The sequence below is a fragment of the Pilosibacter fragilis genome (assembly GCF_032490495.1).
Taxonomy (GTDB): Bacteria; Bacillota; Clostridia; order Lachnospirales; family Lachnospiraceae; genus Pilosibacter; species Pilosibacter fragilis.
Genome location: NZ_JAVYJB010000003.1, coordinates 197101 through 218746 on the forward strand (window position 1 = coordinate 197101; position 21646 = coordinate 218746).

Below are 21646 nucleotides of genomic sequence, written 5' to 3' on the forward strand. Positions count from 1 at the left end.
GTCCCTTATGTCATCATCGTTCCGGAAAAGTTTTCTGACTCATCTTCTAATTGGAGGAGTCATTGGAATTCTCTATTTTATTTTCAGTCACAGTTCTTTTTTTATGAACCGACTCATCAACTCCTTGTTTCTTGCCAGTTTCTTTCCCCTTATCTTTGGAGGTCTCCGATTTGTTAAAAATCTCGGAACCTTTGACCTGTTTATTTACAGCCATCGAAAACTCTGGAAGTACGGGAAACACCATGAAAAATTTGAAGAAGAAAATGAGAAGATTGCCCCGGCTTCCACACCTGAACTCGGATCCTACTACGAATACCGCAATTCCAGGAACGTATTTCCATCCTGTGCGGGACCGGTTCTGGCCGGCAGCTTATATCTCATTCTGTCGCTGTTTTTGACACTCTGTACCTTGTAGAAAACTTTGCATATTTTTGTGTTTTAATGAATTATCAAACAATTCATGCGTATTATTATTGTTTTGAATTCATTTCTGCATTCATTATAACTTTTCAGAATATTGCTGACAAGGTAATTTCCGCATTTCCGAAGTCTCATTTCTATTTTCCGGCACAAAAAAATCGATTAGGTTGATTCACCCGTTTTTTTTTCTGTAAATCAACCTAATCGAAATCTGCGTTCTTTGCCAGCCCGATGTTCGCTGTGCAGCTCTTTTTTAATCGAAAACGGAAAAATATCCCGGGTAGGAAACGTAGGTCCTGTTCCCGCGGACTGCGAAGTGATCGACGCTGCCGGAAGAGTGGTGACTCCAGGCCTCGTGGACGCCCACTGCCATATCGGACTCTGGGGAACCGCCAGTTCCGCGGAAATGGACGGAAATGAAAATACCAGTCCAGCTCTTCCCGGACTCCGCGGAATTGACGCTCTGAAATGGAATGACGCCACCTTCGACGTTGCAGTTCGTCACGGCGTTACTACGGTCGTTACCGGCCCCGGAAGTTCCAATATTATAGGAGGAACGTTCACAGCCGGAAAAACCGCCGGAAAAAATCCCGACTCCCGCGTCATCTGTCAGGAAATCTGCATGAAGATGGCCCTCGGTGAAAACCCAAAAGTCAATTACGGCAGGAGGAACATGGCACCAAAAACGAGAATGATGAGTGCTGCCATTATGAGGGAACAACTCTTCCGAGCGAAGGAATACTATAGAAACTATCAGGAACACGGAGAGGACCCTGATTTTCCATTCGATTTTCATATGCATTCTTTAATGCGGGTCTTCGACGGTATGCGTGTCAAGATTCATGCACACCAGGCGGATGATATCCAAACTGCAATCCGGATCGCCAATGAATTCCATCTTCGTTTTTCCATTGAACACTGCACCGACGGCTATCTGATCGTCGATGAACTTGTGAGAAATCATGTTCAATGCCTTCTCGGTCCTACCGTAGGAGGAAAAGGAAAAATCGAAGCCAGAAATAAAACTTTTGAAGCAGGGCAGATTCTGGAGAACGCCGGAATCACGTTCGGCTTGATCACTGATGCGCCTTTCGTTCCGATTGAAGGTCAGCTTCTGCAGGCTGCTCTCTATGTCAAAAACGGACTTTCCCGGGAAATGGCTTTAAAATGTCTCACCATCAATAACGCCATCATTACCGACATTGACTCCCGTGTCGGCAGTCTGGAACCTGGAAAAGATGCGGATGTCGTGATCTGGGACGTAGAACCATTGGCAACTCTGAGTCAGGCCGGTATCGTTATCATCGACGGTCAGATTGCATACAGGAGAAAGGCAGGTGAAAGCAATGTTGATTATCAGAAACTGTAATCTGATCAATATGGCCGGAATCTACGAAGAAAAAAAAGATCTGGTTGTGGAGAATGGAAAGATTCTCGATATCTGTGATAACGCCGTGAGCAAATATAATGTAGGACATGTCAGTATCGATGCCTGCGGACACTATGTGACTCCGGGGTTTGTAGAACCTCACTGTCAGTTAGGAGTGCGCGAACAGGTCTTTCGTTTTGAGTGAGATGATTCCGATGAGTCCACGGATCCAATTCTTCCGCAGCTCCGTGCGTTAGACGCCATCAATCCTGCCGATGAGGGCTTTCAAATGGCACTTGCCGGCGGAGTCACCACGGCAGTCACCTGCCCCGGAGATGCAAATCTCATCGGCGGAACATGTGCCGCTATCAAGACCTCCGGTAAAACAGTCTCCGAAATGACGATGGTGCCTGAGCTTGCTTTTCACATGTGCCTAACGGATGATGTCAGAACGACCTATTCCAGCAAACGTGCCCCAAAAACAAGGCTTGCCAGTGCCGCTCTGATCCGTGAAGCATTGATGAAAGCAAAAAATTACCACACGCTCTGGAAACTGTCCGAAGCGGATCCATCCAGGAAACCGCCGAAATTCGACATGAAGCTTCATTCCCTCATGCGCGTGTTTGATGGGATGCCTGTCAAGATCACCGCAAAGAGAAGCCATGATATGACCACCGCCATTCGCATTGCCGAGGAATTCGAACTCAATTATATCTTGGAAGACTGTACCGAAAGCTGGCTGATTCCGGATATTCTAAAAAAACATCAGGTGAACTGCGTGGTCGGCCCATCTTATGGACAAAAAAGTAATGAAAGCCGCTACCGTGACCCTATCGTTGGTTCTGTACTTGAGGAACACGGCATTACCTTTGCCTCATCCACCGCTCATCCGCGAATGAATATTGAGCTGGCTGCGATTCATCTGACACTCATGTACAAAAAAGGGCTTACTGCTATGGCAGCTCTGGAATCTGCCACCATCAACGCAGCCCGTTTCTGTGGACTTGACCAGAGAGTCGGCAGTCTGGAACCTGGAAAAGATGCCGATATCGTCATCTGGGACGGCTATCCGCTAGACTACTATTCCTCCGCCTCTACGGTTCTGATCGAAGGAAAAGTCGTATACCAAAAATAGCTCTTACCCTGCAGGAGGTATTTCCCTATGAATCAGAATAAGTTAAAAATTATTGAGACCATTGACAAGATGCAAAATGAACTTCTGACACTTTCCCATCAGATCCATGATCATCCGGAACTGGGATTCCAGGAACATCAGGCTGTAGGATTTATCCGCACATTTTTAGAAGGCCATGGGTTCGAGGTTGAAACCCCTTATTGCGGACTTGACACATCTTTTAAAGCAGTAAAAAAAGGAAAGCATGCAGGACCGAGAATCGCGTTTCTCGCAGAATATGATGCCCTTCGCGGAATCGGCCACGGTTGCGGTCACAATATTATTGCGACCTGTGCTGTCGGTGCATTTTCCGGTCTTGCCGCTCTCATGGACAACTATGATGGGGAAATCTCCATTATTGGCACCCCTGCGGAGGAAGGCGGTGCCGGTAAAGTGATTCTTTTAGAGCGCGGCGGTTTTCATGATACCGATTATGCGCTTATGATGAATCCGTCAGGAGGCGGATCGAATCTTGTAGGAAGAGGGGGACGCGCTGCCACAACCATCCGCGTCGTTTTCCACGGAAAAGCAGCCCACTCTTCTGCACCTTCGAACGGGATTAACGCGCTCAGTGCTGCAATCCATGTATTCAACCAGATTGATCTGATGCGTCCCACATTCCAGATTCAGGATAATATCAACGGTGTTATTTTAGAAGGTGGAACAGCTGCCAATGTCATTCCTGCACTCGTCCGGTGTGAATTTAATCTCCGAGCGGAAACCATGATACGAATTGAGTTTCTTATTGATCTCGTGAAATCCAGCATTGAACGGGCAGAATCCCTGACCGGAGCCAAGGCAGAGGTGGTTGTAGAACCGATCTACGCGGAACGCTACCCGAATAAGCCTATGTGCGAAGCTTTCAAAAATAATATGGAGTCTCTCGGAATTCACATGACCTGGCCAACACCGGGAAAACTGTACGGTTCTTCCGATATCGGAAATGTTTCGATTAAAATTCCGGCAATCCACGATTATCTGTCGATCACTGATGATAAAACGATTCAAAGTCACTCAAAAGCTTATGCAGACGCAGCCGCCTCACCGCAAGCCGATGAAATCTGCCTGAAGGGAGCCAAGGGTCTGGCCATGACTGCCCTGGATATTCTGGAAGACAGCAAATTCCGTGATGAGATCAACGCTTACCATGATGCACAGGTGCCGGAACGATATCATGAAAAGTAACGAATCCCATCCCAGTAATTGAAAGAAAGACAGAAAGGCAAAATAAGTCCTCTATCTGCGGATTTCTCCGTGAATAGGGGACTTATTGAAACTTTAAGATCCTAAATCCCGCATAAAATAAGGGATTTCGAACCTTCTACTCCGTGTCCTCCTCCAGCGTATACGGAGTCACCTGATATACGTAGTAGTTCAGCCAGTTCGTATACAGCGTGTTCGCCATATTTCTCCACATAAGCGGTGGAACAGAGAACGGGTCATCATGCTCATAGTAGTGGACCGGGAGTGCCGGATTTAAGCCTTTATTGAGGTCGCGGTGATACTCGTTGTTTAAGGTCATACGGTCGTACTCCGGGTGGCCCTGGACGAAGATCTGGCTTCCGTCCTGGTTCATGACAAGGAAGACGCCTGCCTCATCGGATTTAGCGAGGATCCGGAGTTCCGGGTGCTTTAAAATATCCTCCTCCCACACTTCTGTATAGCGGGAATGCGGGCACTTAAAGTAATCGTCAAAACTTCGGAGTAACGGAACACGCTTATCCAGCGCTTTCTGTGTATACACACCGGAAAGTTTTTCTTTCCGTAAGTGTTTCGGGATTCCGTAATGATAGTAAAGTCCGGCCTGGGCTCCCCAGCACAGATGCATGGTGGATGTCACATGGGTCTTGCTCCACTCCATGATCCGGGTCAGCTCCTCCCAGTAATTGACCTCCTCAAACTCCATCAGCTCCACCGGTGCGCCGGTGATGATCATTCCGTCGAAATGTTTCTTCTTGATCTCCGGGAATGTCACATAAAACTTATTTAAGTGACTGGCTGAGGTGTGGGTGGACTCATGGGTGGACATCGTCATGTAAGTGCACTCCACCTGCAGAGGTGTATTGGACAGAGCTCTTAAAAGCTGGGTCTCCGTGTCCTCCTTCAACGGCATGAGATTTAAGATCAGGATCTCTAACGGACGGATATCCTGGCTCTCCGCGCGGTCCTCGTCCATAATGAATACATTTTCGCTCTCAAGGATCGCTCTTGCCGGCAATCCATTCTGTATTTTAATCGGCATTTTCTTCTCCTATCATCTTCAGAAAATCCGCTTCGGAAAGGATCGGAATGCCAAGTTCTCTTGCCTTCTTATTCTTTGACGAATTGGATGTCACATCATTGTTGATCAGATAACTGGTCTTTGCTGATACGGAACCGGCAGCCTTTCCGCCCAGAGCTTCTATTTTTTCCTGAAGCTCCTTCCTGTTCGCGAAACGCTCCACGGAACCGGTGATCACAAAGGTCTTCCCGGCTAATGTCTGCTCCTCGTTCCTGACTTCCTTTTCGAACGTAAGGTCTGCCAGCAAATGATCCAGTGTCTCGTTGTTCCTGTCATTCTTAAAGTACGTCACCCACGCATCCGCAAGCACGCCGCCGATTCCATCAATAGAGCACAGCTCTTCCGCGCCAGCCTTCCGCATGGCATCCAGATTGAAATCGAAATGCCGGCAGATCACCTTCGCGTTGGCGAGACCGATCCCCGCGATTCCGAGACCAAAGATCAGCCTCGGAAGTGTGGTGTGGGACGCGGTCTTTGCAGCCGCTATGAGATTCTCATAAGACTTTTCACCGAAACCTTCCATCGTCACGATAGCGTCACGATGGCGGTCCAGATGGAAAATATCATCAAATTCATGGATGAATCCCGCTGCGATAAACTTCTCCAGCGTCATCTCGGAGAGACCGTCGATATTCAACGCGTCCCTGCTCACAAACAGATCAAAGCTCTTGATCTTTTTCGCCTGACAATCCGGATTCGTACAGTAGAGGGACTTCACATCGTTCAGATTGCGGATCTCCGTCTTTCCGCCGCATACCGGACAGGTCGCCGGGATATCACGGACACCGCTTCTTGTCAGGTTATCCGCGATCTGCGGAATGATCATGTTCGCCTTGTAGACCGTGATCCTGTCTCCTGCACCGAGCTCCAGCCCTTCCATGATGCTGATGTTGTGGACACTGGCGCGGCTTACTGTAGTTCCTTCCAGCTCCACAGGCTCAAACACGGCAACCGGATTGATCAGTCCTGTCCGCGACGCGCTCCATTCAATGTAGGAAAGCGTCGTCTCCTGAATCTCATCCGCCCATTTAAAAGCGATGGAATCTCTCGGAAATTTTGCAGTCCGCCCCAAGGACTGTCCGTAGGCGATATCATCATATAACAGCACAAGACCGTCCGACGGGATATCGTAATGCTCGATCTTCTCCGCAAATCCGCGGACTGCACTGGAAAGTGTCTCCGCCGTCACCTCTACAAACTCGACCGTCTCAAATCCCAGACTGGAAAGCCACAAAAACTGCTCTTTTCTTGAATTTTTAAAGTCAACTCCATCTGCCCTCACCAATGCAAACGCCATAAACCGGACGTTTCTGGATGCCGTGATCTCACTGTTCAGCTGGCGCACGGAGCCGCTGCAGAGGTTTCTCGGATTCTTATACTTCGCATCCACATCAGCGATGGAATCATTTAATTTTTCGAAATCCGAATAGCTGATCACCGCCTCACCGCGCAGGATCAGCTGTCCTTTGTAGGGAATCGTTGTCGGAATATTGATAAAGGTCCTGGCATTTGGGGTGATGACCTCACCGATCTCGCCGTTTCCGCGGGTGACCGCTTTCGCAAGAACTCCATCCTCGTATGTCAGCACCACGGTAAGTCCATCCATCTTCCAGGATAAAAGCCCCGTCTGGTTTCCAAGCCATTCCCTCAGTTCATCCACACTCTTTGTCTTATTCAATGACAGCATCGGCCGTTCATGGCGCTCCTTCGGGAGTTCGCTTAAGATCTCATATCCTACTTTCTGGGTCGGACTTCCTGCGAACACAGTCCCTGTCTCCTGTTCCAGCTTCAGGAGTTCATCATAAAGCCTGTCATATTCAAAGTTGCTCATGATCTCGCGGCTCTCCTGGTAATAGGCCTTTGCGGCCTCGGAAAGAAGCGGGATCAGCTCCTTCATCCTCTTGATCTTGTCGTCCATATTTTATGCTCCTTGCGCTCCGGCGCACCCGGTTTCCAGCTTTCCGGAGATGCGGGGGCTTTCTTTTCCGGCTTTATTTCCCCGTCCTTACGGACATTTTTCCATACTTTTCCGGTTCCGTTTTTCTTCTCGAATGGTTTTCTGTCATTGCCCTTTTCAAACGGCTTTCTGTCGTTCTTCTTTCCCTGATATCCGGAGTTCGCCGGTTTTCTTTCTCTTCTCGCTGGATCCGTAAGCTTTCCGGCCTTCGCAGCTTCTCGCGCCGGAAGGTTTGTGGAACCCTCCACCATCCGCATCAGATCACCCAGCTCTTTTTCCGTCAGTTCCCGGTACTCTCCCCGCTTTAATGTACCCAGCTGAAGATTCATGATACGCACACGCTTTAAATTCATCACATGGTAATCAAGCGAGCGGCACATCCGGCGGATCTGGCGGTTCAAGCCCTGAGTCAGGACGATATGAAAGGTATGGCTTCCGGTCTTCCAGGCACGGCACGGCTTCGTGGTCACATCCAGATCCTCGATCCGGACGCCTTCACACATTTGATTTAAGAATTCTTCTGTCACCGGGTGATTGACAGCTACCGCATATTCTTTCTCGTGGGCATTTCCGCCGCGGAGGATCTTGTTGACGATGTCTCCCTGATTTGTCATAAGGAGAAGTCCCTCGGAGTCCTTATCGAGACGTCCCACCGGGTAGATCCTCTGTGGGTAATTTAAAAATTCCACAATATTTTCTGCATGATCCTTGTCGGAAGTCGTGCAGACGATTCCCCTCGGCTTATTCACGATCAGAAATACCGGTTTTTCCTTCTCGCCCACCGGCTTTCCGTCACAGACCACCTTCTGTCCCGGCCGTATCTGCATTCCCATCACGGCAATTTCGCCGTCCACAAGAACTTTCCCTTCCTCCACAAGTCTGTCTGCCTCTCTTCTTGAGCAGACTCCGGCATCACTCAGATATTTATTTAAACGAATCGTTCCTTCCAATCTATTTCTCCCTTTTATTCATAATTTATGATCCAAAATTTATCCTTTCGCCCATTATATCGTTTCTGAGGGGCGAATGCAAGAAAAAAACGCCTGTCAGTCCGGGACATTTCCCAGATCTGGCAGACGCTTTCCTGTCTCACTGCCCCGGTATCCCGGGACATCAGAAAATGCATCTGATAGGAATCGAACCTACGCACGCGGCTCCGGAGGCCACTGCTCTATCCACTGAGCTACAGATGCATCTCTAATAGTATACAATAATTTTCTGATTCATGCAAGGGGATGAGAATTATTTTTTTGTATATTTTTTCACTCAATTTTTCTAAACGAAGGATGAATGCGTCCTGGCACCTTCAAGAGTCCCGCGCGGTCGCTTGCGATGATCTGCATCTTCGCATGAATGCGCGGCAGTTCCAGGGGCACTGTTTTTCCATTTCCAGACTGCCGCGCTTTTCATGTTTTTAATGCTTTCTTGAAAACAGATAGTAGGACGGAGTACGATTTGCGCAGTCCTCCGCAAGAACTTTCAGGCTGCAGTAAACAAAGCCATCTACGGCTCTCGCTTTTCCATCCCTGCCCGGCTCCTCATATTTTCCTTCTTTATAGGACGGATCCAGAATGCACGCCTCATTGTCATCAGCCGATACAACGAGGATGTAATGTCCTCCATGAGTGAACACCCCGGTATATCCTTCCCGGTCACCGCCGGAATTTGCGATGGCAAGTCCGCCTTTCGCCAGATGCGCCTTCAGTTCATTCAGATCACTCGTTTCCCCATAATTCAGGTTAAACCTTTCCGCAACGACGGGACCCAGGATCTTCAGGCTCGTTCCGATCTCACGGTTTGCGCCAACCTCATTGGATAATTTCAGGCAGTCTGTAAGTTCATAGGTCGACAAAGTCAGCGCATCCACCATCATGCACAGGCAGCTCGGACCGCAGCCTGCCGCAGCCACATTCCGCTTTTCCTCCGGCACTCCGCCGTGGTCTAAATTATGTTCATAGGGGATATCTCTGTGTTCTAACTGATTGATATATTTCATTGCAACTGCTCCTTCCGATTGCCGCATATACCATGCTTTTGATTTTCCTATCGTACCACTGGAATCTTAAAACGACAAGATGTATTTTTTATTTCCCGGCTGCTTCCCGCACCTTTTGCGGATCATCACCGATTTTCCCATATTCCGGCGCACCTCATTGATTTTTCTTCCCGATTCTGCTACAATGGCATGGAACTTTTTGATAAGAACGCACAAACAGGAGATATAGAAAAATGAATGTAACAGATTTTAACTTTGAACTGCCTCCGGAACTGATCGCGCAGGATCCGCTTGAGGACCGCGCTGCTTCCAGGCTGCTTGTATTAGATAAAAAGACCGGCGAGATGGAACACCGCCATTTCCGCGATATTTTAAAGTACCTGAAAAAGGGTGACTGCCTCGTTATCAACGACACAAAAGTTATCCCGGCACGTCTCATGGGACATAAGATTGGAACTGACGCAGGAATCGAAGTTCTCCTTTTAAAGAGAAAATCCGACAATGTCTGGGAGACCCTTGTAAAACCGGGCAAGAAGATGAAAGTTGGCGCAGAAGTTTCCTTCGGTGACGGACTTTTAAAGGGAAAAGTTATCGATGTGGTCGATGAGGGAAACCGCCTGATCCAGTTTGAATATGACGGAATCTTCGAGGAGATCCTCGACAAGCTCGGCCAGATGCCGCTCCCGCCATACATTACACACCAGTTAAAGGATAAAAACCGTTATCAGACTGTATATGCCAAGAACGAGGGTTCTGCGGCCGCTCCGACAGCAGGACTGCATTTCACAAAAGAACTTTTGCAGGAGATCGAGGAGATGGGTGTTAAGATCGCTCATGTAACTCTCCATGTCGGTCTCGGAACCTTCCGCCCGGTAAAGGTTGACACTATCGAAGAGCACCACATGCACTCTGAATTCTATATCGTAGAAGAGTCCGAGGCGAAGAAGATCAACGATACAAAGGCAAATGGCGGACGTGTGATCTGCGTTGGAACCACGAGCTGCCGTACCCTGGAATCTGCAACCGGCGATGACGGGATCCTGAAAGCCGGAAGCGGCTGGACTGAGATCTTTATCTATCCGGGATACAAGTTTAAGATCCTGGATTGCCTGATCACAAACTTCCACCTTCCGGAATCCACGCTTGTCATGCTCGTGTCCTCACTCGCAGGACGGGAACACATCCTGAATGCATATCAGGAGGCGATCAAGGAGCGGTACCGGTTCTTTAGTTTTGGAGATGCAATGTTTATTCACTAATGTATATTGAATTTATATTTTACATATGATAAAATGCCAATCGGCTAAAGAGATGTGACTCCTCTGTTCGAGTGACAAAAAGCAAACCCCCAGTGTGGCTGCACCGGGGGTTTTTTATCTTTCTGTCACCAGTATAAAAGGCGGTAACATCTCTCATTAAAGCATATAAGAACGCTTAATCTGTATACTCAAGTATCAATCTAACGGAAATACCACCGTAAGAAGCATCTTAAAATCTTCCTTCGCGAATACCGCATGCGGCTTTTTCGCCGGCATCACGAGAACATCTCCGGCTTTACAGATATGCTCTACATTGTCCACAGTAAACTGACCGGTGCCCTCGATCACATGTACCATGGCATCGCCGATGGAGTCGTGGGTGCTGATTTCCTCGCCTTTGGAGAACGCGAATAATGTCAGGCTGACCGCCTTGTTCTGGGCGAGAGTCTTGCTGACGATCTGCCCCGGTTCTGCGTGGATCTGGTCTGCAAGATTTAAAACCGTTTCATGATCAATATTTTTAATAAAAGCCATTTTTCTTTTCCTTTCCACCCGGATCTTCCCATGACCCGTCTCGTAATTTTAGTTTACCACGATATTTCCCTTTTGTATGTTGTAAATACAACTGTTTTTTGTCTGCATGTCAATTTCAAAGGGCGATTCTTGTGAATCATCACGATTGATTTTCGAACAGGATTTCGGTAAAATACACCTATCCTTTCATTTTACGTCCCGTGGCTGCCCGGCATCCTGATTTTTAGCCGGGCCAATCTAAGCAGTATGAATATCCGCTTCCCGCCGGGCCGCTGCAAAAAACATTCTAATTTCTATTCTTCAAATCAAGAAAACAAATCTATCGATCTAAAAACACATCAGGAGGTATTACAATGAACTACGAAGAATTTTGTGCCGCACTGCAGGAGGAACTTTTTAACAGGCTGGACACCAGCTACTCGATCCACAGGGAACGTGTGCTCAAAAACAACGGCGTTGTGCTTGATTCCCTGGCTCTCTTAAGATCGGAGAAACACTGTTCCCCCGTGATCTCCCTGGAGATGCTGTATGAACAATTTGAAAAAGGCCGCACACTGGCAGAACTCTGTGAATATATGATATCGATCACCGACACACAGCTTCCTGTTTCCGTGACAAGTCTCACTTCCTTAAACAACTTTGAGGAATTCCGAAACCAGATTACCTGGCGGCTTATCTCTCGCGATAAAAATAAGGAGCTGTTAAAAACGATTCCCTGGATCCCTTTCCTGGATCTCGCGGTGATCTTCTCCCTGATCATCGAATCTGAAGGTGAGACCCAGATCAGCTCTGTCGTCACGAACACGGTATCTGCTTCCTGGAATGTGACAGCGGAAGAACTTTTTGCGCTCGCAAAAGAAAATACACCTCGGATTTTTTCTGCAAGTTTCCGCCGCCTTGAAACGGTGATCAAGGAATATTTCCCCGGAGCTACCGACTTTGTACCCGAAGACTGCCCTGTTCCGACGCTCTATGTCCTCACGAACGATGCTGCGCACAACGGCGCCGCCTGCGTCCTCTATCCTGATAAATTAAAAGACCTCGCGGACGAGTTTGGAAGTGATCTTCTCATCCTTCCATCCAGTATCCACGAGGTTCTGATCATCGCTGATTCAGAAAATTTTACGGAACATGACTATCATGTCTTCTGCAATACGATCAAAAATGTCAACCGCGAATCGATTCAGCCGGAAGACTTTCTCTCTGATAACATGTATCTGTATCGCAGGGAAACGGATAAGCTGCAGATCTTTACGGAATCTCCTTGTAGTTCTTCCGCAGACTCGGCTACATGTGTTTAAGTACAGACAAAAATTGCTGTACACATTCTACCGCCGTCAACCAGCCATTCAATTTCGTCTCGCATGACTTCCTTCATGATAAAGATGCACAAGGTTGACAACAGAATCTGTGATAAAGATTGCCAGAGCGATCGCGCCTGCCGTGTGAAGCGTCGAGATCAAGTAATGGGTTGAAAGCGTCTGGTCTCCCTGGATCAGGTAATATACTGTACGGTAGATTCCTGCTCCAGGCACAGACGGAAGGATTCCTGCGATGAGGAATACCGTCACCGGTGCTTTCTTGATCCTGGCAAGAATATGACTCAGAAACGCTACCGCGAGGATCGAAAAGAATGCGGCCTGGAGTGTTGAATGAGTCAGATTATTGATTATTAAATATGCCCACCAGGCAAATCCGCCGGAAAAAGCCGCGTACGGAAGGAACTTTTTCGGAGTCTCCGTCAGAATGGAGAACATCGCGACCGCCCAGAACGCGCTGAATACCTGTATGATCATAAGAGTCCTCCTTCCATGCTGCGGGCTACAAGAAGTCCCGCACCAACTCCAAACGCAACTGCAAGTCCCACAACGATCGCTTCCAGAATTCTGGCGGATCCGGCTGCGTAGTCCCCGTTTAAGGTATCACGGATCGCCGTTGTAAACGTTACTCCCGGGACAAGCGGCATGACAGCGCTGACGATAATCGTATCTGAATTCAGTACCGGATAAGAATGGCAGATCGTCATGGCTGAAAACGCAAGCACAAACGCTCCAAACGCGTTAAAGCAGAAATCGTTGAATTTCAAGGTTTTTCCAATCCATACGGCAACTGCAAGACAGACACCAACTACCGCTGCCGCCAGAAAGTCTCCCAGGGAGCCGCCGAACATAGGCGCAAAGAACGCCGAAACACCAACATATCCCAGTCCCTGAGTCAGCCAGTCATACTGGACCGTCTTTGGTGCCTGGATCTCCTGCAGCTGCTTTAACGCCTCCTCCACCGTGATCTTTCCCTCACAGAAATGGCGAGATACATCGTTTACCAGGCAGATCCGGTTGATGCTGGTGCATCTGGCCGCAACACGCTTGACGCGGGTCAGTGGTTCCTTATTTGGATCGCTCAGCGTGACAAAGATTCCCGTTCCATATACGATCGTTTCCGTCTGTTCGTACTCCGATCGTTTCAGCATATGATTCATGGTGTCTTCCACCCTGTAGATCTCCGCTCCGCTGACAAGCATGAGCTCCCCCGCCAGCACCACAGCTTCCAGCAGTGTTTTTTCGTTCATTTATTACCCCTTTTTTAACCCCTTTTATTTTTATAACCGCTATATAACCCATTTGCTGCAAGATCCACTATTGAAAATCTTCTGCCAGGCATGGCAGCAGTTATAGTTTCAAGATTTTTTTGATCAGAACAGGCGGCTTCCGATCTGGAATACAAGAAATGCCGCCGACCAGGCAAGCACAAGCTGGAACATGACCATCCCCAATGTCCATCTCCAGGACTGTGTTTCTCTCTTGATCGTCGCGATCGTCGCAATACACGGTGTATAGAGAAGGCAGAATACCATGAGCGCATAAGCGTTCACTGCTGTGAATCCTGTTCCCCCAAGGATTCCTGAGAGTTCCGCCATTCCAGCTGCAGAATTGATATTGCCGATCCCATAAAGGACGGACATACTCGAGACAACGACCTCCTTTGCGGAGATTCCGGAGATCAATGCTACCGCGATCTGCCAGCTTCCAAGACCAACCGGCTTTAGTACCGGCACAAGGATCTGTCCGAATTTTGCCGCAAAGCTGTCCGCCACATCAGAAATAAATCCCGCCGGTCCAACATTCATGACAAACCACAGGATGATCGATGCCAGGAAGATCGTTGTCCCCGCCTTTGTCAGGTAATCTTTTATTTTTTCCCAGACATAGATCGCCACAGTTCTGAGATTCGGAATCTTATATTCCGGAAGTTCGATCAGAAGAGCATTCTCAGTTTTATCGTCTGTCATTCTATGTACAATAAGCGCGATGAGGATCGCCATGGCAACCCCCACCAGATAAAGGGAATATGCCACTAACATTGCCGATTTCGGGAAGAACATATCCGCCAGCAAAACATAGATCGTAAGTCTCGCTGAGCAGGACATAAACGGTGTGATAAGGATCGTCTTCAAGCGGTCTCTCTGATTCTCCAGCGCCCTGGTCGCCATGACCGCGGGAACTGTACAGCCAAATCCCAGCAGCATCGGCAGAAACGCACGGCCGGAAAGTCCGACCAGCCCCATTGTCTCATTCATGACATAGGCGACTCTTGCCATGTATCCGCTGTCCTCCAGGAACGCAAGCGCAAGGAAAAGGATAAAGATGTTTGGAAGAAATGTCAGGATTCCTCCAACTCCTGCCAACGCACCATCAACGACCAGGGAAATCACCCAGTCGGAAGCTCCCGCTGAATGAAGCCCGGACAAAACACCGCGCGACAGCAGTTCCAGTCCCTGCTCAAAGTATCCTTTCAGAAAATCCCCGACTGTGAATGTCAGGAAAAAGACTAATGCCATAATTCCAAAGAACGCTGGAATTCCCAGGATCGGATGAGTCAGGATCTTATCCACCTGATCTGTCATATGTGATTTTTCTTCTTTATTAAACAGACATTCCTTGATTACTGATTCCACGTAATCGTATTTTTCATTGATAATCTCTTTTTCGAAGCTTCTCGGCACGATCTGTTCCAGTTCGACCGGATGGTCCTTCAGGACTTCCTTGTCATATTCGAGCATCTTGATCGCATGCCAGCGCAGATTTGTGAGATCCGGATACTTCTTCCGCAGAAGGTCTTCTACCCGCTGGATCCGGTCCTCGATCTCCCTGTCATAGCGGACGATCACGCCCTGGGGACCTTCCTCATAATGATGTACCACAGCGTGCATCAGCACGTCAAGTCCTGTGCGCTTTCTCGCGGAGACCGGAACCACAGGGATCCCGCCAAGCATCTCAGGAAGTCTGTGAAGGTCGATCTCCATCCCACGCTCTTCAATGATATCCATCATATTGAGAGCCAGAATAACTGGTTTCTTTAATTCTAAAAGCTGCATCGTCAGATAAAGGTTCCGCTCCAGCGATGATGCGTCTACAACGTTGACAATTACGTCCACGCCATCTTCCTCAATGCACCTTCTTGTGACGAGTTCCTCCATCGTATATGAAGTAAGGCTGTAGATTCCCGGCGTATCGATCACACGGATCTTCCGCCCTTTATAGCTCGTCTCTCCTTCCATCCGCTCGACTGTAACGCCGGGCCAGTTTGCGACCTTTAATTTTGCTCCCGTAAATGCATTGAACAGCGTAGTCTTTCCACAGTTCGGATTTCCTACAAAGCAGACAGTAATTGGTCTCTCCCCCGTGCTCATGATGCCGCCTCCTCTTTTACCTCAATTCCACCGGTAATTCTTCTTCCCAGTGCAAGGCGGGTTCCACGGACTTTGATGATCATGGTTCCGCTGTTTTTCTTATTCATCACAAGAAGAGGCGTATTCTCATTTACCCCCAGCGCCTCTAAACGCCGGTTAATTGCCTCATCCACATGGACTGACTTGACCAGATACGTCGCGCCAATATTTCCTTCATATAGTTTCATCCTGTGTCCATCCTTCACTATCATAATTGACAGAACCGACTCTGTCATCTGGAAATATTGTATTCTTGTTGAGAATAATTGTCAATAAGTGTATCCTGGCACATTCGTCCGCCTGGTACGGGCAGAAGTTACCAATTATCTTAATTTTTCTCCAGCTCCAGCAGCATCTGCTTCACTTCCTTCATCCGGTCACGCAGCTTTGCGGCCTCTTCGAAATTCAGTTCTGCTGCCGCCTGGCGCATCTTCTTTGTGAGTTCCTTTGCAAGCTTCTCCAGTTCCCTTGCGTCCATGGATTCCGGATCTTTCCTGAACTCTTCTTCGCCGGCACTGGCAGCCCTGGAGATTGCGATCAGATCACGGACCGCTTTCTTTATGGTCTGCGGAGTGATTCCGTGCTCCTCATTGTACTTCTGCTGGATCTCACGTCGGCGGTTCGTCTCGTCGATGGCGGCCCGCATGGAATCGGTAATGGAATCCGCATACATGATCACATGGCCTTCGGCGTTTCGCGCGGCACGTCCGATCGTCTGGATCAAGGATGTCTCCGAACGGAGGAATCCTTCCTTATCCGCATCCAGGATCGCCACAAGTGTGATCTCCGGGATATCGAGTCCCTCTCTGAGGAGGTTGATTCCCACAAGAACATCAAAGACATCCAGACGCATATCGCGGATGATCTCGGCGCGCTCCAATGTGTCGATATCCGAGTGCAGATATTTTACGCGGATCCCGGCTTCCCTGATATAATCCGTAAGGTCTTCCGCCATACGCTTTGTAAGCGTTGTGATCAGGACCTTGTTGTGTTTTTCTACTTCTTTATTGATCTCGCCCACAAGATCATCGATCTGTCCCTCCACTGGTCGCACGGAGATCTCCGGATCAAGAAGTCCTGTCGGACGGATGATCTGCTCCGCGCGGAGAAGTTCATGGTCCGCCTCGTAAGTGGACGGGGTTGCGGACACGAACATCATCTGATTGATATGGGTCTCAAACTCCTCAAAATTCAATGGGCGGTTATCCAGGGCAGACGGCAGGCGGAATCCATAATCCACCAGTGTCTTCTTTCTCGACCGGTCACCGAAATACATGCCGCGGACCTGCGGAAGCGTGATATGGGACTCGTCCACGATAATCAGGAAATCATCAGGGAAATAGTCGAGCAGCGTACACGGCGGCTGTCCCGGTGCAGATCCCACAAGATGACGGGAATAGTTCTCGATTCCCGAACAGAAGCCTGTCTCTCTCATCATCTCCACATCAAAATTTGTCCGTTCCGCGATTCTCTGTGCCTCCAGAAGCTTGTCCTCACTCTTAAAAAAGGTTACCTGTTCTTTCATTTCCGCAAGGATATTTTCCGTTGCCCGCATCATCTTTTCTTTCGGTACAACATAGTGGGACGCCGGGAAGATCGCCACATGTTCCAGCTGCGCTTTCACCTCTCCGGTCAGCGCCTCGATCTCCATGATCCTGTCCACCTCGTCCCCGAAGAACTCAATCCGGTACGCCTCGCTTCCAGAATAAGCCGGAAATACTTCCAGCACATCACCTCTTACCCGGAAGCTTCCGCGCTTGAAATCCATCTCATTTCTCGTATACTGGATGTCGATCAGCTTATGGATCACCTCATCCCTGTCCTTCTCCATTCCCGGGCGCAGGGAGATCACCATGTTCTTATAATCGATCGGGCTTCCTAAGCCGTAAATACAGGACACGGAGGCCACGATGATCACATCATTCCGCTCCGACAGTGCCGCCGTCGCAGAGTGGCGCAGCTTATCGATCTCATCGTTGATCGCGGAATCCTTCTCAATATAGGTATCCGTAGACGGCACATACGCCTCCGGCTGATAGTAATCATAATAGGAGACAAAGTACTCCACCGCATTGTTCGGGAAAAACTCTTTCATCTCCGAATAAAGCTGCGCCGCCAGCGTCTTATTGTGAGCGATCACCAGCGTCGGCTTATTGAGCTGCTGGATCACATTCGCCATCGTAAACGTCTTACCGGATCCGGTCACGCCAAGCAGCGTCTCAAACTGATTCCCCTCTTTAAATCCCTTCACCAGCTGCTCGATCGCCTGCGGCTGATCTCCGGTGGGCTGGTATTCTGATACTAATTCAAAATGATCCATATGATTTCTCCTGACCTATCCATGATATTATTAGAAGCAGTGCAAAAATCCCGACGGCGAAGCCGATCTGGAATATCTCTCCGCCCCAGGCTATGAATGTACGGAATCGTTTCATTCTTAGTATATTACCTGTCCAGTATAGCATTCAAGCTAAAAAAAGTACAGAACAAACCGAATGTTTGTTCTGTACTGTATTTGCTGTCCGCATTCCTATCTCGCAAACCAATCCTTCATACACTGAAGCACCTGCACCAGCTCGTCCTCCTGGATCACATACGGCACCATTGCGTAGAGGTAGTTTAAGAACGGACGGCTGAACACACCTCTCTTGCAGGCATACTCCTGATATCCTTTTAATACGGCCGGATCGTAGACTTCGACGCAGACGCAGCCGCCCAGGATCCGGACTTCGCGGATCCTGGGGTCTGTGAAGCCCTTCATCTCGCGGCGGGTCACAGCTTCGATCCTCTTGATCTTTTCCATGTAGTTCTGGGTCTCGAACAGTTCGATCGATGCCAGGGCCGCGCTGCACGCCAGCGCATTTCCCATGAATGTCGGTCCATGCATCAGGGCATGTTCCGGAACATCATCGTAGAAGCCCTCAAATACTTTCCGGTTTGCCACGGTGGCAGCATGACCGATATATCCGCCTGTCAGTGCCTTTCCGAGAACCAGAATATCCGGGAGGACCAGATCCGCCACGAAACGATTGCCGGTCCGGCCAAATCCAGTCGCCACCTCATCGAAGACCAGAAGAACACCGTACTGGTCACAAAGCTCTCTCGCCTTCTTTAAGAAGGAAACGTCATACATCCGCATGCCGCCCGCCCCCTGTAAAAGCGGTTCCACCAGCACACAGTTCAGTCTGTCATGATACTTTTCAAAGGCCTCTTCCAGGGCCGTGATCTCCGTCGGAATGTGGACCACATACGGGCTTGCCCCGTAAGCTTTCAGCACGAAATGGTAATCCTCATCGTCTCCCGCTTCCATCGTCTTAAAGGTGTCGCCGTGGTAGGCATGCTCCAGGGCCAGGATCATGGTCCGCTTCTCATCTCCCCGGTTCATATAATACTGCAGCGCCATTTTTAACGCCACTTCCACCGCCACACTGCCGGAATCGGAAAAGAAGCAGTAATCCAGATCCCCCGGCAGCCAGGACGCCAGTTTCTCTGACAGCTTTCTCGCCGGTTCGTGGGTCAGCCCGCCCAGCATGACATGGGAAAACTTCTCCACCTGGGAGATGATCGCCTGGTTGATCACCGGGTGCTTATATCCGTGGATCACGCTCCACCAGGATGAGACCGAATCGATCATCTTCTGATCTTTCGTATAGAGATATACCCCGTTCGCGTCCACGATCTCGTAGGGCGCCTTCATTGTTTTTAACTGTTCATATGGATACCAGATCATCGTTTTCTTCTCCTTCATCTTAACATGGACTCCCCGGTCCCTTTCCTGCTCCGCTGCTGCGGGTGGGATTCCCGGGAGTACGTCAGCACTTATCGCTTCCTATATAATCTTGGCATATTCACGGTCATTTTTCCGCAGTCTCATACAGCGCTTTCAAATCCTCCGCGTCCATGGAAAGCTCCGTGTCACCGTCCGCCACACAGGCAACCACCGGAACTCCTGTATAATACTCGCACATTTTCCGGTTGTCCTCATGGAGCACATCTCCCTGCTTATAGTGATTGAAAATGATCCCCTTCAACGGGATTCCCTGCTCTTTGAGGTAGTACGCGGTCAGCGCCACACCGTTGATCGTGCCGAGTCCCGCGTCCGCGATCATCAGACACCCAAGACCGCAGGCTTTGACTACCTCCGGCAGGCGGATATCCGCCTCATCAAAGCAGAGCGGACAGAGGATTCCACCGCTTCCCTCCATCGTCACGTACTCGTACTCCTCACAGACCTTCTGAAATCCCGCCAACACAGTCTCCATCTGGACCGGATTTCCCTCGATCCGTGATGCCAGGTGTGGGGAGACAGCTGTCTCGTAGACATATGGACACATTTCCTCAAGGGACTGGCGGATTCCGGACATGTTTTTTACCTGGAGCGCGTCCCCCGGGATCAGACTGCCATCCGGCCGTCTCTCGTTGCCGCTCATGGCAGCCTTATAGTAAGCCGCGTCCGCACCGCTCTCTCTCAGTTTTTTCACGATCAATCCTGTCACATACGTTTTTCCGACATCCGTTCCCGTTCCTGTGATAAAAATATTTCTGCTCATTTCCTATCCCAGTCTCCCCTCTTTAATCATCGGGATCATTCGTTTCCCGATGACTGCCGCCAGAATGCACAGCGCTATATCTCCCGGAACCGCCAGTAAAAAGCAGTATAAAAATAATGGCCAGAGACCGATCGGCGTATTTATGACGAAATTGCTGATCGCATAATAGTAAACCATTCCAAATGCGTACACGATAAAGAGTCCGATGAAATTTGCCGCCAGCAGGCGTCTGTAACCAGGATGGCTCTTTTCATTCGCGATCCGTCCTGTCACGTAGGCTGCCACAGCGAATCCGATGATGTAACCAAAGCTCGGCTGAAAGATATAGCCCGGTCCGCCTCCCTGGGTGAAGATCGGAAGTCCCACAAGTCCCAGAACAATATAGACCACGACCGCCAGCGCCCCGTTCACAGGACCCAGCAGCAGCCCCGCCAGCATCGTAAATAAAAACTGAAGTGTAAACGGAACCACCGGAACAGGAACTTTGATAAATGCCCCTACCGCGATCAATGCCACAAACATTGCGCACAGCACAAGGTCTTTCGTTTTCATATGTTTCAAAATTATTTCCTCCTGAATTTTCTGGTTGCTCAAGAAATCTGAAGCATTTCCCTTTTCCTGTACATGCGCATCACTCTTCCGTTCTTTCCATACCTTCTGAAACAGCGGCTGCTGTCTTCAGAACCCGGGTGGTATTGCAAAGATGGACTTGTAGGAGCATAACATAGAATTTTCGCATTGTCAACCTATTGTGCTTATATAGTTAACAATTGTTTGTACAAAAAAGACACCTCCAAAACCAAATGGTCTATTCGGTGTCTTTCCTCTGCATCATGATTACCTGCCCCACTCAAACGCGATCCGCGGCGTTCCGTCCGGGACATAGATAATTCCGCATCTCTCAAATCCCTGTTTTTCAAGCGCTCTCTGCATGACCTTGTTGTTTTCGTGGGTGTCGATCCGGATGTGGGATATCTTCGACTTGGCGAAGTCCATGATCCGGCCCAGGATGTTGTGGACCGTACCGTCGCTTGCGACGCGGTGGACGGCAGCGTACGGGGTGTCTGCCTTCCAGGCGCCCTGCCCGATCACAGCGTAGCATGGGTCAGCGCCGATGATGAAGGCGAAGGCGGCATGGATCACGCCGTTTTCTTCCAGAACATATAAATTTCCTGCCTCGATGTCCCCCGGGAGCAGATGCTCCGGGGCGTCCTCGCCGTCCCACTGGCTGAAGTTCCCATGGTCACGCATGAACTGGCGGGCAGCGGCGTAGATCCCGTGGATCCGTGGGAGATCAGCTGGGGATGATTTTCTTATTGTGAAGTTATCTTCTGTCATAGATGTTCTCCTCTTTTACGGGTAAACTAATTGCTGTTC

21 protein-coding genes and 1 tRNA gene are annotated in these 21646 nt (G+C 49.3%); 7 read left to right on the top strand and 15 right to left on the bottom strand.

Annotated elements, in window-relative coordinates; translation table 11 throughout:
- Positions 1-103: 103 nt before the first annotated feature.
- From ABCW45_RS17895 to ABCW45_RS03510, 5 genes are all read left to right on the top strand, one after another.
- The gene (locus tag ABCW45_RS17895; protein WP_165859949.1) at positions 104-415 is read left to right on the top strand and encodes a DUF3899 domain-containing protein; all 312 of its coding nucleotides are present in this window, start codon (positions 104-106) and stop codon (positions 413-415) included.
- 321 nt (positions 416-736) lie between these two features.
- Positions 737-1789 (top strand): amidohydrolase family protein, encoded by a 1053-nt coding sequence (locus tag ABCW45_RS03495; RefSeq protein ID WP_343220280.1) that lies wholly within the window; start codon positions 737-739, stop codon positions 1787-1789.
- The gene (locus ABCW45_RS03500) at positions 1758-1994 is read left to right on the top strand and encodes a hypothetical protein (protein ID WP_343220281.1); all 237 of its coding nucleotides are present in this window, start codon (positions 1758-1760) and stop codon (positions 1992-1994) included. Before ABCW45_RS03495 ends, ABCW45_RS03500 begins: the two co-directional genes overlap by 32 nt.
- A gap of 84 nt (positions 1995-2078) precedes the next feature.
- Positions 2079-2924 carry an amidohydrolase family protein gene (locus ABCW45_RS03505; protein WP_343220282.1) on the top strand — a complete coding sequence of 282 codons (846 nt, stop codon included), beginning with the start codon at positions 2079-2081 and terminating at the stop codon, positions 2922-2924.
- Between the two features lie 27 nt (positions 2925-2951).
- A complete protein-coding gene (locus ABCW45_RS03510; RefSeq protein ID WP_343220283.1) occupies positions 2952-4148 on the top strand; it encodes a M20 family metallopeptidase in 1197 nt (398 codons plus the stop codon).
- 136 nt (positions 4149-4284) lie between these two features.
- Here ABCW45_RS03510 and metA read toward each other — a convergent pair whose 3' ends face one another.
- The 5 genes from metA to ABCW45_RS03535 all read right to left on the bottom strand — a co-directional run bounded on the left by metA (position 4285) and on the right by ABCW45_RS03535 (position 9197).
- Positions 4285-5205 carry a homoserine O-acetyltransferase MetA gene (metA, locus tag ABCW45_RS03515; RefSeq protein WP_117470784.1) on the bottom strand — a complete coding sequence of 307 codons (921 nt, stop codon included), beginning with the start codon at positions 5203-5205 and terminating at the stop codon, positions 4285-4287.
- Positions 5195-7162, bottom strand: coding sequence for an NAD-dependent DNA ligase LigA (gene ligA, locus ABCW45_RS03520; RefSeq protein ID WP_343220284.1), 1968 nt, complete (start codon positions 7160-7162; stop codon positions 5195-5197). The genes metA and ligA overlap by 11 nt, the downstream gene beginning before the upstream one ends.
- A complete protein-coding gene (locus ABCW45_RS03525; protein ID WP_165859951.1) occupies positions 7138-8151 on the bottom strand; it encodes a pseudouridine synthase in 1014 nt (337 codons plus the stop codon). The genes ligA and ABCW45_RS03525 overlap by 25 nt, the downstream gene beginning before the upstream one ends.
- Positions 8152-8322: 171 nt before the next feature.
- A tRNA-Arg gene (locus ABCW45_RS03530) sits at positions 8323-8394 on the bottom strand.
- A gap of 221 nt (positions 8395-8615) precedes the next feature.
- Positions 8616-9197, bottom strand: a complete 582-nt coding sequence (locus tag ABCW45_RS03535) for a cysteine peptidase family C39 domain-containing protein (RefSeq protein ID WP_117503506.1) — start codon at positions 9195-9197, stop codon at positions 8616-8618.
- A 233-nt stretch (positions 9198-9430) separates the two neighbouring features.
- Here ABCW45_RS03535 and queA point away from each other — a divergent pair, with 233 nt between their 5' ends.
- On the top strand, positions 9431-10456 hold the full coding sequence (gene queA, locus ABCW45_RS03540; RefSeq protein ID WP_120040223.1) for a tRNA preQ1(34) S-adenosylmethionine ribosyltransferase-isomerase QueA: 1026 nt from the start codon (positions 9431-9433) through the stop codon (positions 10454-10456).
- Positions 10457-10651: 195 nt separating this feature from the next.
- Here the strand turns inward: queA and ABCW45_RS03545 are convergent, their stop codons facing one another.
- On the bottom strand, positions 10652-10990 hold the full coding sequence (locus ABCW45_RS03545) for a cupin domain-containing protein (RefSeq protein WP_117472088.1): 339 nt from the start codon (positions 10988-10990) through the stop codon (positions 10652-10654).
- A gap of 353 nt (positions 10991-11343) precedes the next feature.
- Between ABCW45_RS03545 and ABCW45_RS03550 the strand changes: the two genes are divergently transcribed.
- Positions 11344-12291, top strand: coding sequence for a DUF5688 family protein (locus tag ABCW45_RS03550; RefSeq protein ID WP_343220285.1), 948 nt, complete (start codon positions 11344-11346; stop codon positions 12289-12291).
- A gap of 48 nt (positions 12292-12339) precedes the next feature.
- Here the strand turns inward: ABCW45_RS03550 and ABCW45_RS03555 are convergent, their stop codons facing one another.
- The 9 genes from ABCW45_RS03555 to ABCW45_RS03595 all read right to left on the bottom strand — a co-directional run bounded on the left by ABCW45_RS03555 (position 12340) and on the right by ABCW45_RS03595 (position 21607).
- A complete protein-coding gene (locus ABCW45_RS03555; protein WP_343220286.1) occupies positions 12340-12786 on the bottom strand; it encodes a threonine/serine exporter family protein in 447 nt (148 codons plus the stop codon).
- Positions 12783-13559, bottom strand: coding sequence for a threonine/serine exporter family protein (locus ABCW45_RS03560; RefSeq protein ID WP_343220287.1), 777 nt, complete (start codon positions 13557-13559; stop codon positions 12783-12785). The genes ABCW45_RS03555 and ABCW45_RS03560 overlap by 4 nt, the downstream gene beginning before the upstream one ends.
- Before the next feature lie 123 nt (positions 13560-13682).
- On the bottom strand, positions 13683-15680 hold the full coding sequence (feoB, locus tag ABCW45_RS03565) for a ferrous iron transport protein B (RefSeq protein ID WP_343220288.1): 1998 nt from the start codon (positions 15678-15680) through the stop codon (positions 13683-13685).
- On the bottom strand, positions 15677-15907 hold the full coding sequence (locus ABCW45_RS03570; protein WP_117470777.1) for a FeoA family protein: 231 nt from the start codon (positions 15905-15907) through the stop codon (positions 15677-15679). The genes feoB and ABCW45_RS03570 overlap by 4 nt, the downstream gene beginning before the upstream one ends.
- Before the next feature lie 140 nt (positions 15908-16047).
- Entirely contained in the window at positions 16048-18039 is a 1992-nt protein-coding gene (gene uvrB, locus ABCW45_RS03575; protein WP_117472078.1) for an excinuclease ABC subunit UvrB, read from the bottom strand.
- A gap of 210 nt (positions 18040-18249) precedes the next feature.
- Positions 18250-19449, bottom strand: a complete 1200-nt coding sequence (bioA, locus tag ABCW45_RS03580; RefSeq protein WP_117513677.1) for an adenosylmethionine--8-amino-7-oxononanoate transaminase — start codon at positions 19447-19449, stop codon at positions 18250-18252.
- Between the two features lie 124 nt (positions 19450-19573).
- Entirely contained in the window at positions 19574-20269 is a 696-nt protein-coding gene (gene bioD, locus ABCW45_RS03585) for a dethiobiotin synthase (protein ID WP_343220289.1), read from the bottom strand.
- A gap of 3 nt (positions 20270-20272) precedes the next feature.
- Positions 20273-20821: a biotin transporter BioY gene (locus tag ABCW45_RS03590; RefSeq protein WP_117484658.1), complete on the bottom strand. Its 549-nt coding sequence runs from the start codon at positions 20819-20821 to the stop codon at positions 20273-20275.
- A 285-nt stretch (positions 20822-21106) separates the two neighbouring features.
- A complete protein-coding gene (locus tag ABCW45_RS03595) occupies positions 21107-21607 on the bottom strand; it encodes a GNAT family N-acetyltransferase (protein WP_343220290.1) in 501 nt (166 codons plus the stop codon).
- Positions 21608-21646 lie beyond the last annotated feature (39 nt).

Excerpts from the sequence above, each read along its gene's own strand:
- ligA (WP_343220284.1), bottom strand. The coding sequence starts at position 7,162 with ATGGACGACAAGATCAAGAGGATGAAGGAGCTGATCCCGCTTCTTTCC.
- ABCW45_RS03550 (WP_343220285.1), top strand. The coding sequence starts at position 11,344 with ATGAACTACGAAGAATTTTGTGCCGCACTGCAGGAGGAACTTTTTAAC.
- bioD (WP_343220289.1), bottom strand. The coding sequence starts at position 20,269 with ATGAGCAGAAATATTTTTATCACAGGAACGGGAACGGATGTCGGAAAA.
- ABCW45_RS03560 (WP_343220287.1), bottom strand. The coding sequence starts at position 13,559 with ATGAACGAAAAAACACTGCTGGAAGCTGTGGTGCTGGCGGGGGAGCTC.
- ABCW45_RS03555 (WP_343220286.1), bottom strand. The coding sequence starts at position 12,786 with ATGATCATACAGGTATTCAGCGCGTTCTGGGCGGTCGCGATGTTCTCC.
- ABCW45_RS03510 (WP_343220283.1), top strand. The coding sequence starts at position 2,952 with ATGAATCAGAATAAGTTAAAAATTATTGAGACCATTGACAAGATGCAA.
- queA (WP_120040223.1), top strand. The coding sequence starts at position 9,431 with ATGAATGTAACAGATTTTAACTTTGAACTGCCTCCGGAACTGATCGCG.
- ABCW45_RS17895 (WP_165859949.1), top strand. The coding sequence starts at position 104 with ATGAACCGACTCATCAACTCCTTGTTTCTTGCCAGTTTCTTTCCCCTT.
- metA (WP_117470784.1), bottom strand. The coding sequence starts at position 5,205 with ATGCCGATTAAAATACAGAATGGATTGCCGGCAAGAGCGATCCTTGAG.
- bioA (WP_117513677.1), bottom strand. The coding sequence starts at position 19,449 with ATGATCTGGTATCCATATGAACAGTTAAAAACAATGAAGGCGCCCTAC.
- uvrB (WP_117472078.1), bottom strand. The coding sequence starts at position 18,039 with ATGGATCATTTTGAATTAGTATCAGAATACCAGCCCACCGGAGATCAG.
- feoB (WP_343220288.1), bottom strand. The coding sequence starts at position 15,680 with ATGAGCACGGGGGAGAGACCAATTACTGTCTGCTTTGTAGGAAATCCG.
- ABCW45_RS03595 (WP_343220290.1), bottom strand. The coding sequence starts at position 21,607 with ATGACAGAAGATAACTTCACAATAAGAAAATCATCCCCAGCTGATCTC.
- ABCW45_RS03570 (WP_117470777.1), bottom strand. The coding sequence starts at position 15,907 with ATGAAACTATATGAAGGAAATATTGGCGCGACGTATCTGGTCAAGTCA.
- ABCW45_RS03590 (WP_117484658.1), bottom strand. The coding sequence starts at position 20,821 with ATGAAAACGAAAGACCTTGTGCTGTGCGCAATGTTTGTGGCATTGATC.
- ABCW45_RS03505 (WP_343220282.1), top strand. The coding sequence starts at position 2,079 with ATGGCACTTGCCGGCGGAGTCACCACGGCAGTCACCTGCCCCGGAGAT.
- ABCW45_RS03535 (WP_117503506.1), bottom strand. The coding sequence starts at position 9,197 with ATGAAATATATCAATCAGTTAGAACACAGAGATATCCCCTATGAACAT.
- ABCW45_RS03545 (WP_117472088.1), bottom strand. The coding sequence starts at position 10,990 with ATGGCTTTTATTAAAAATATTGATCATGAAACGGTTTTAAATCTTGCA.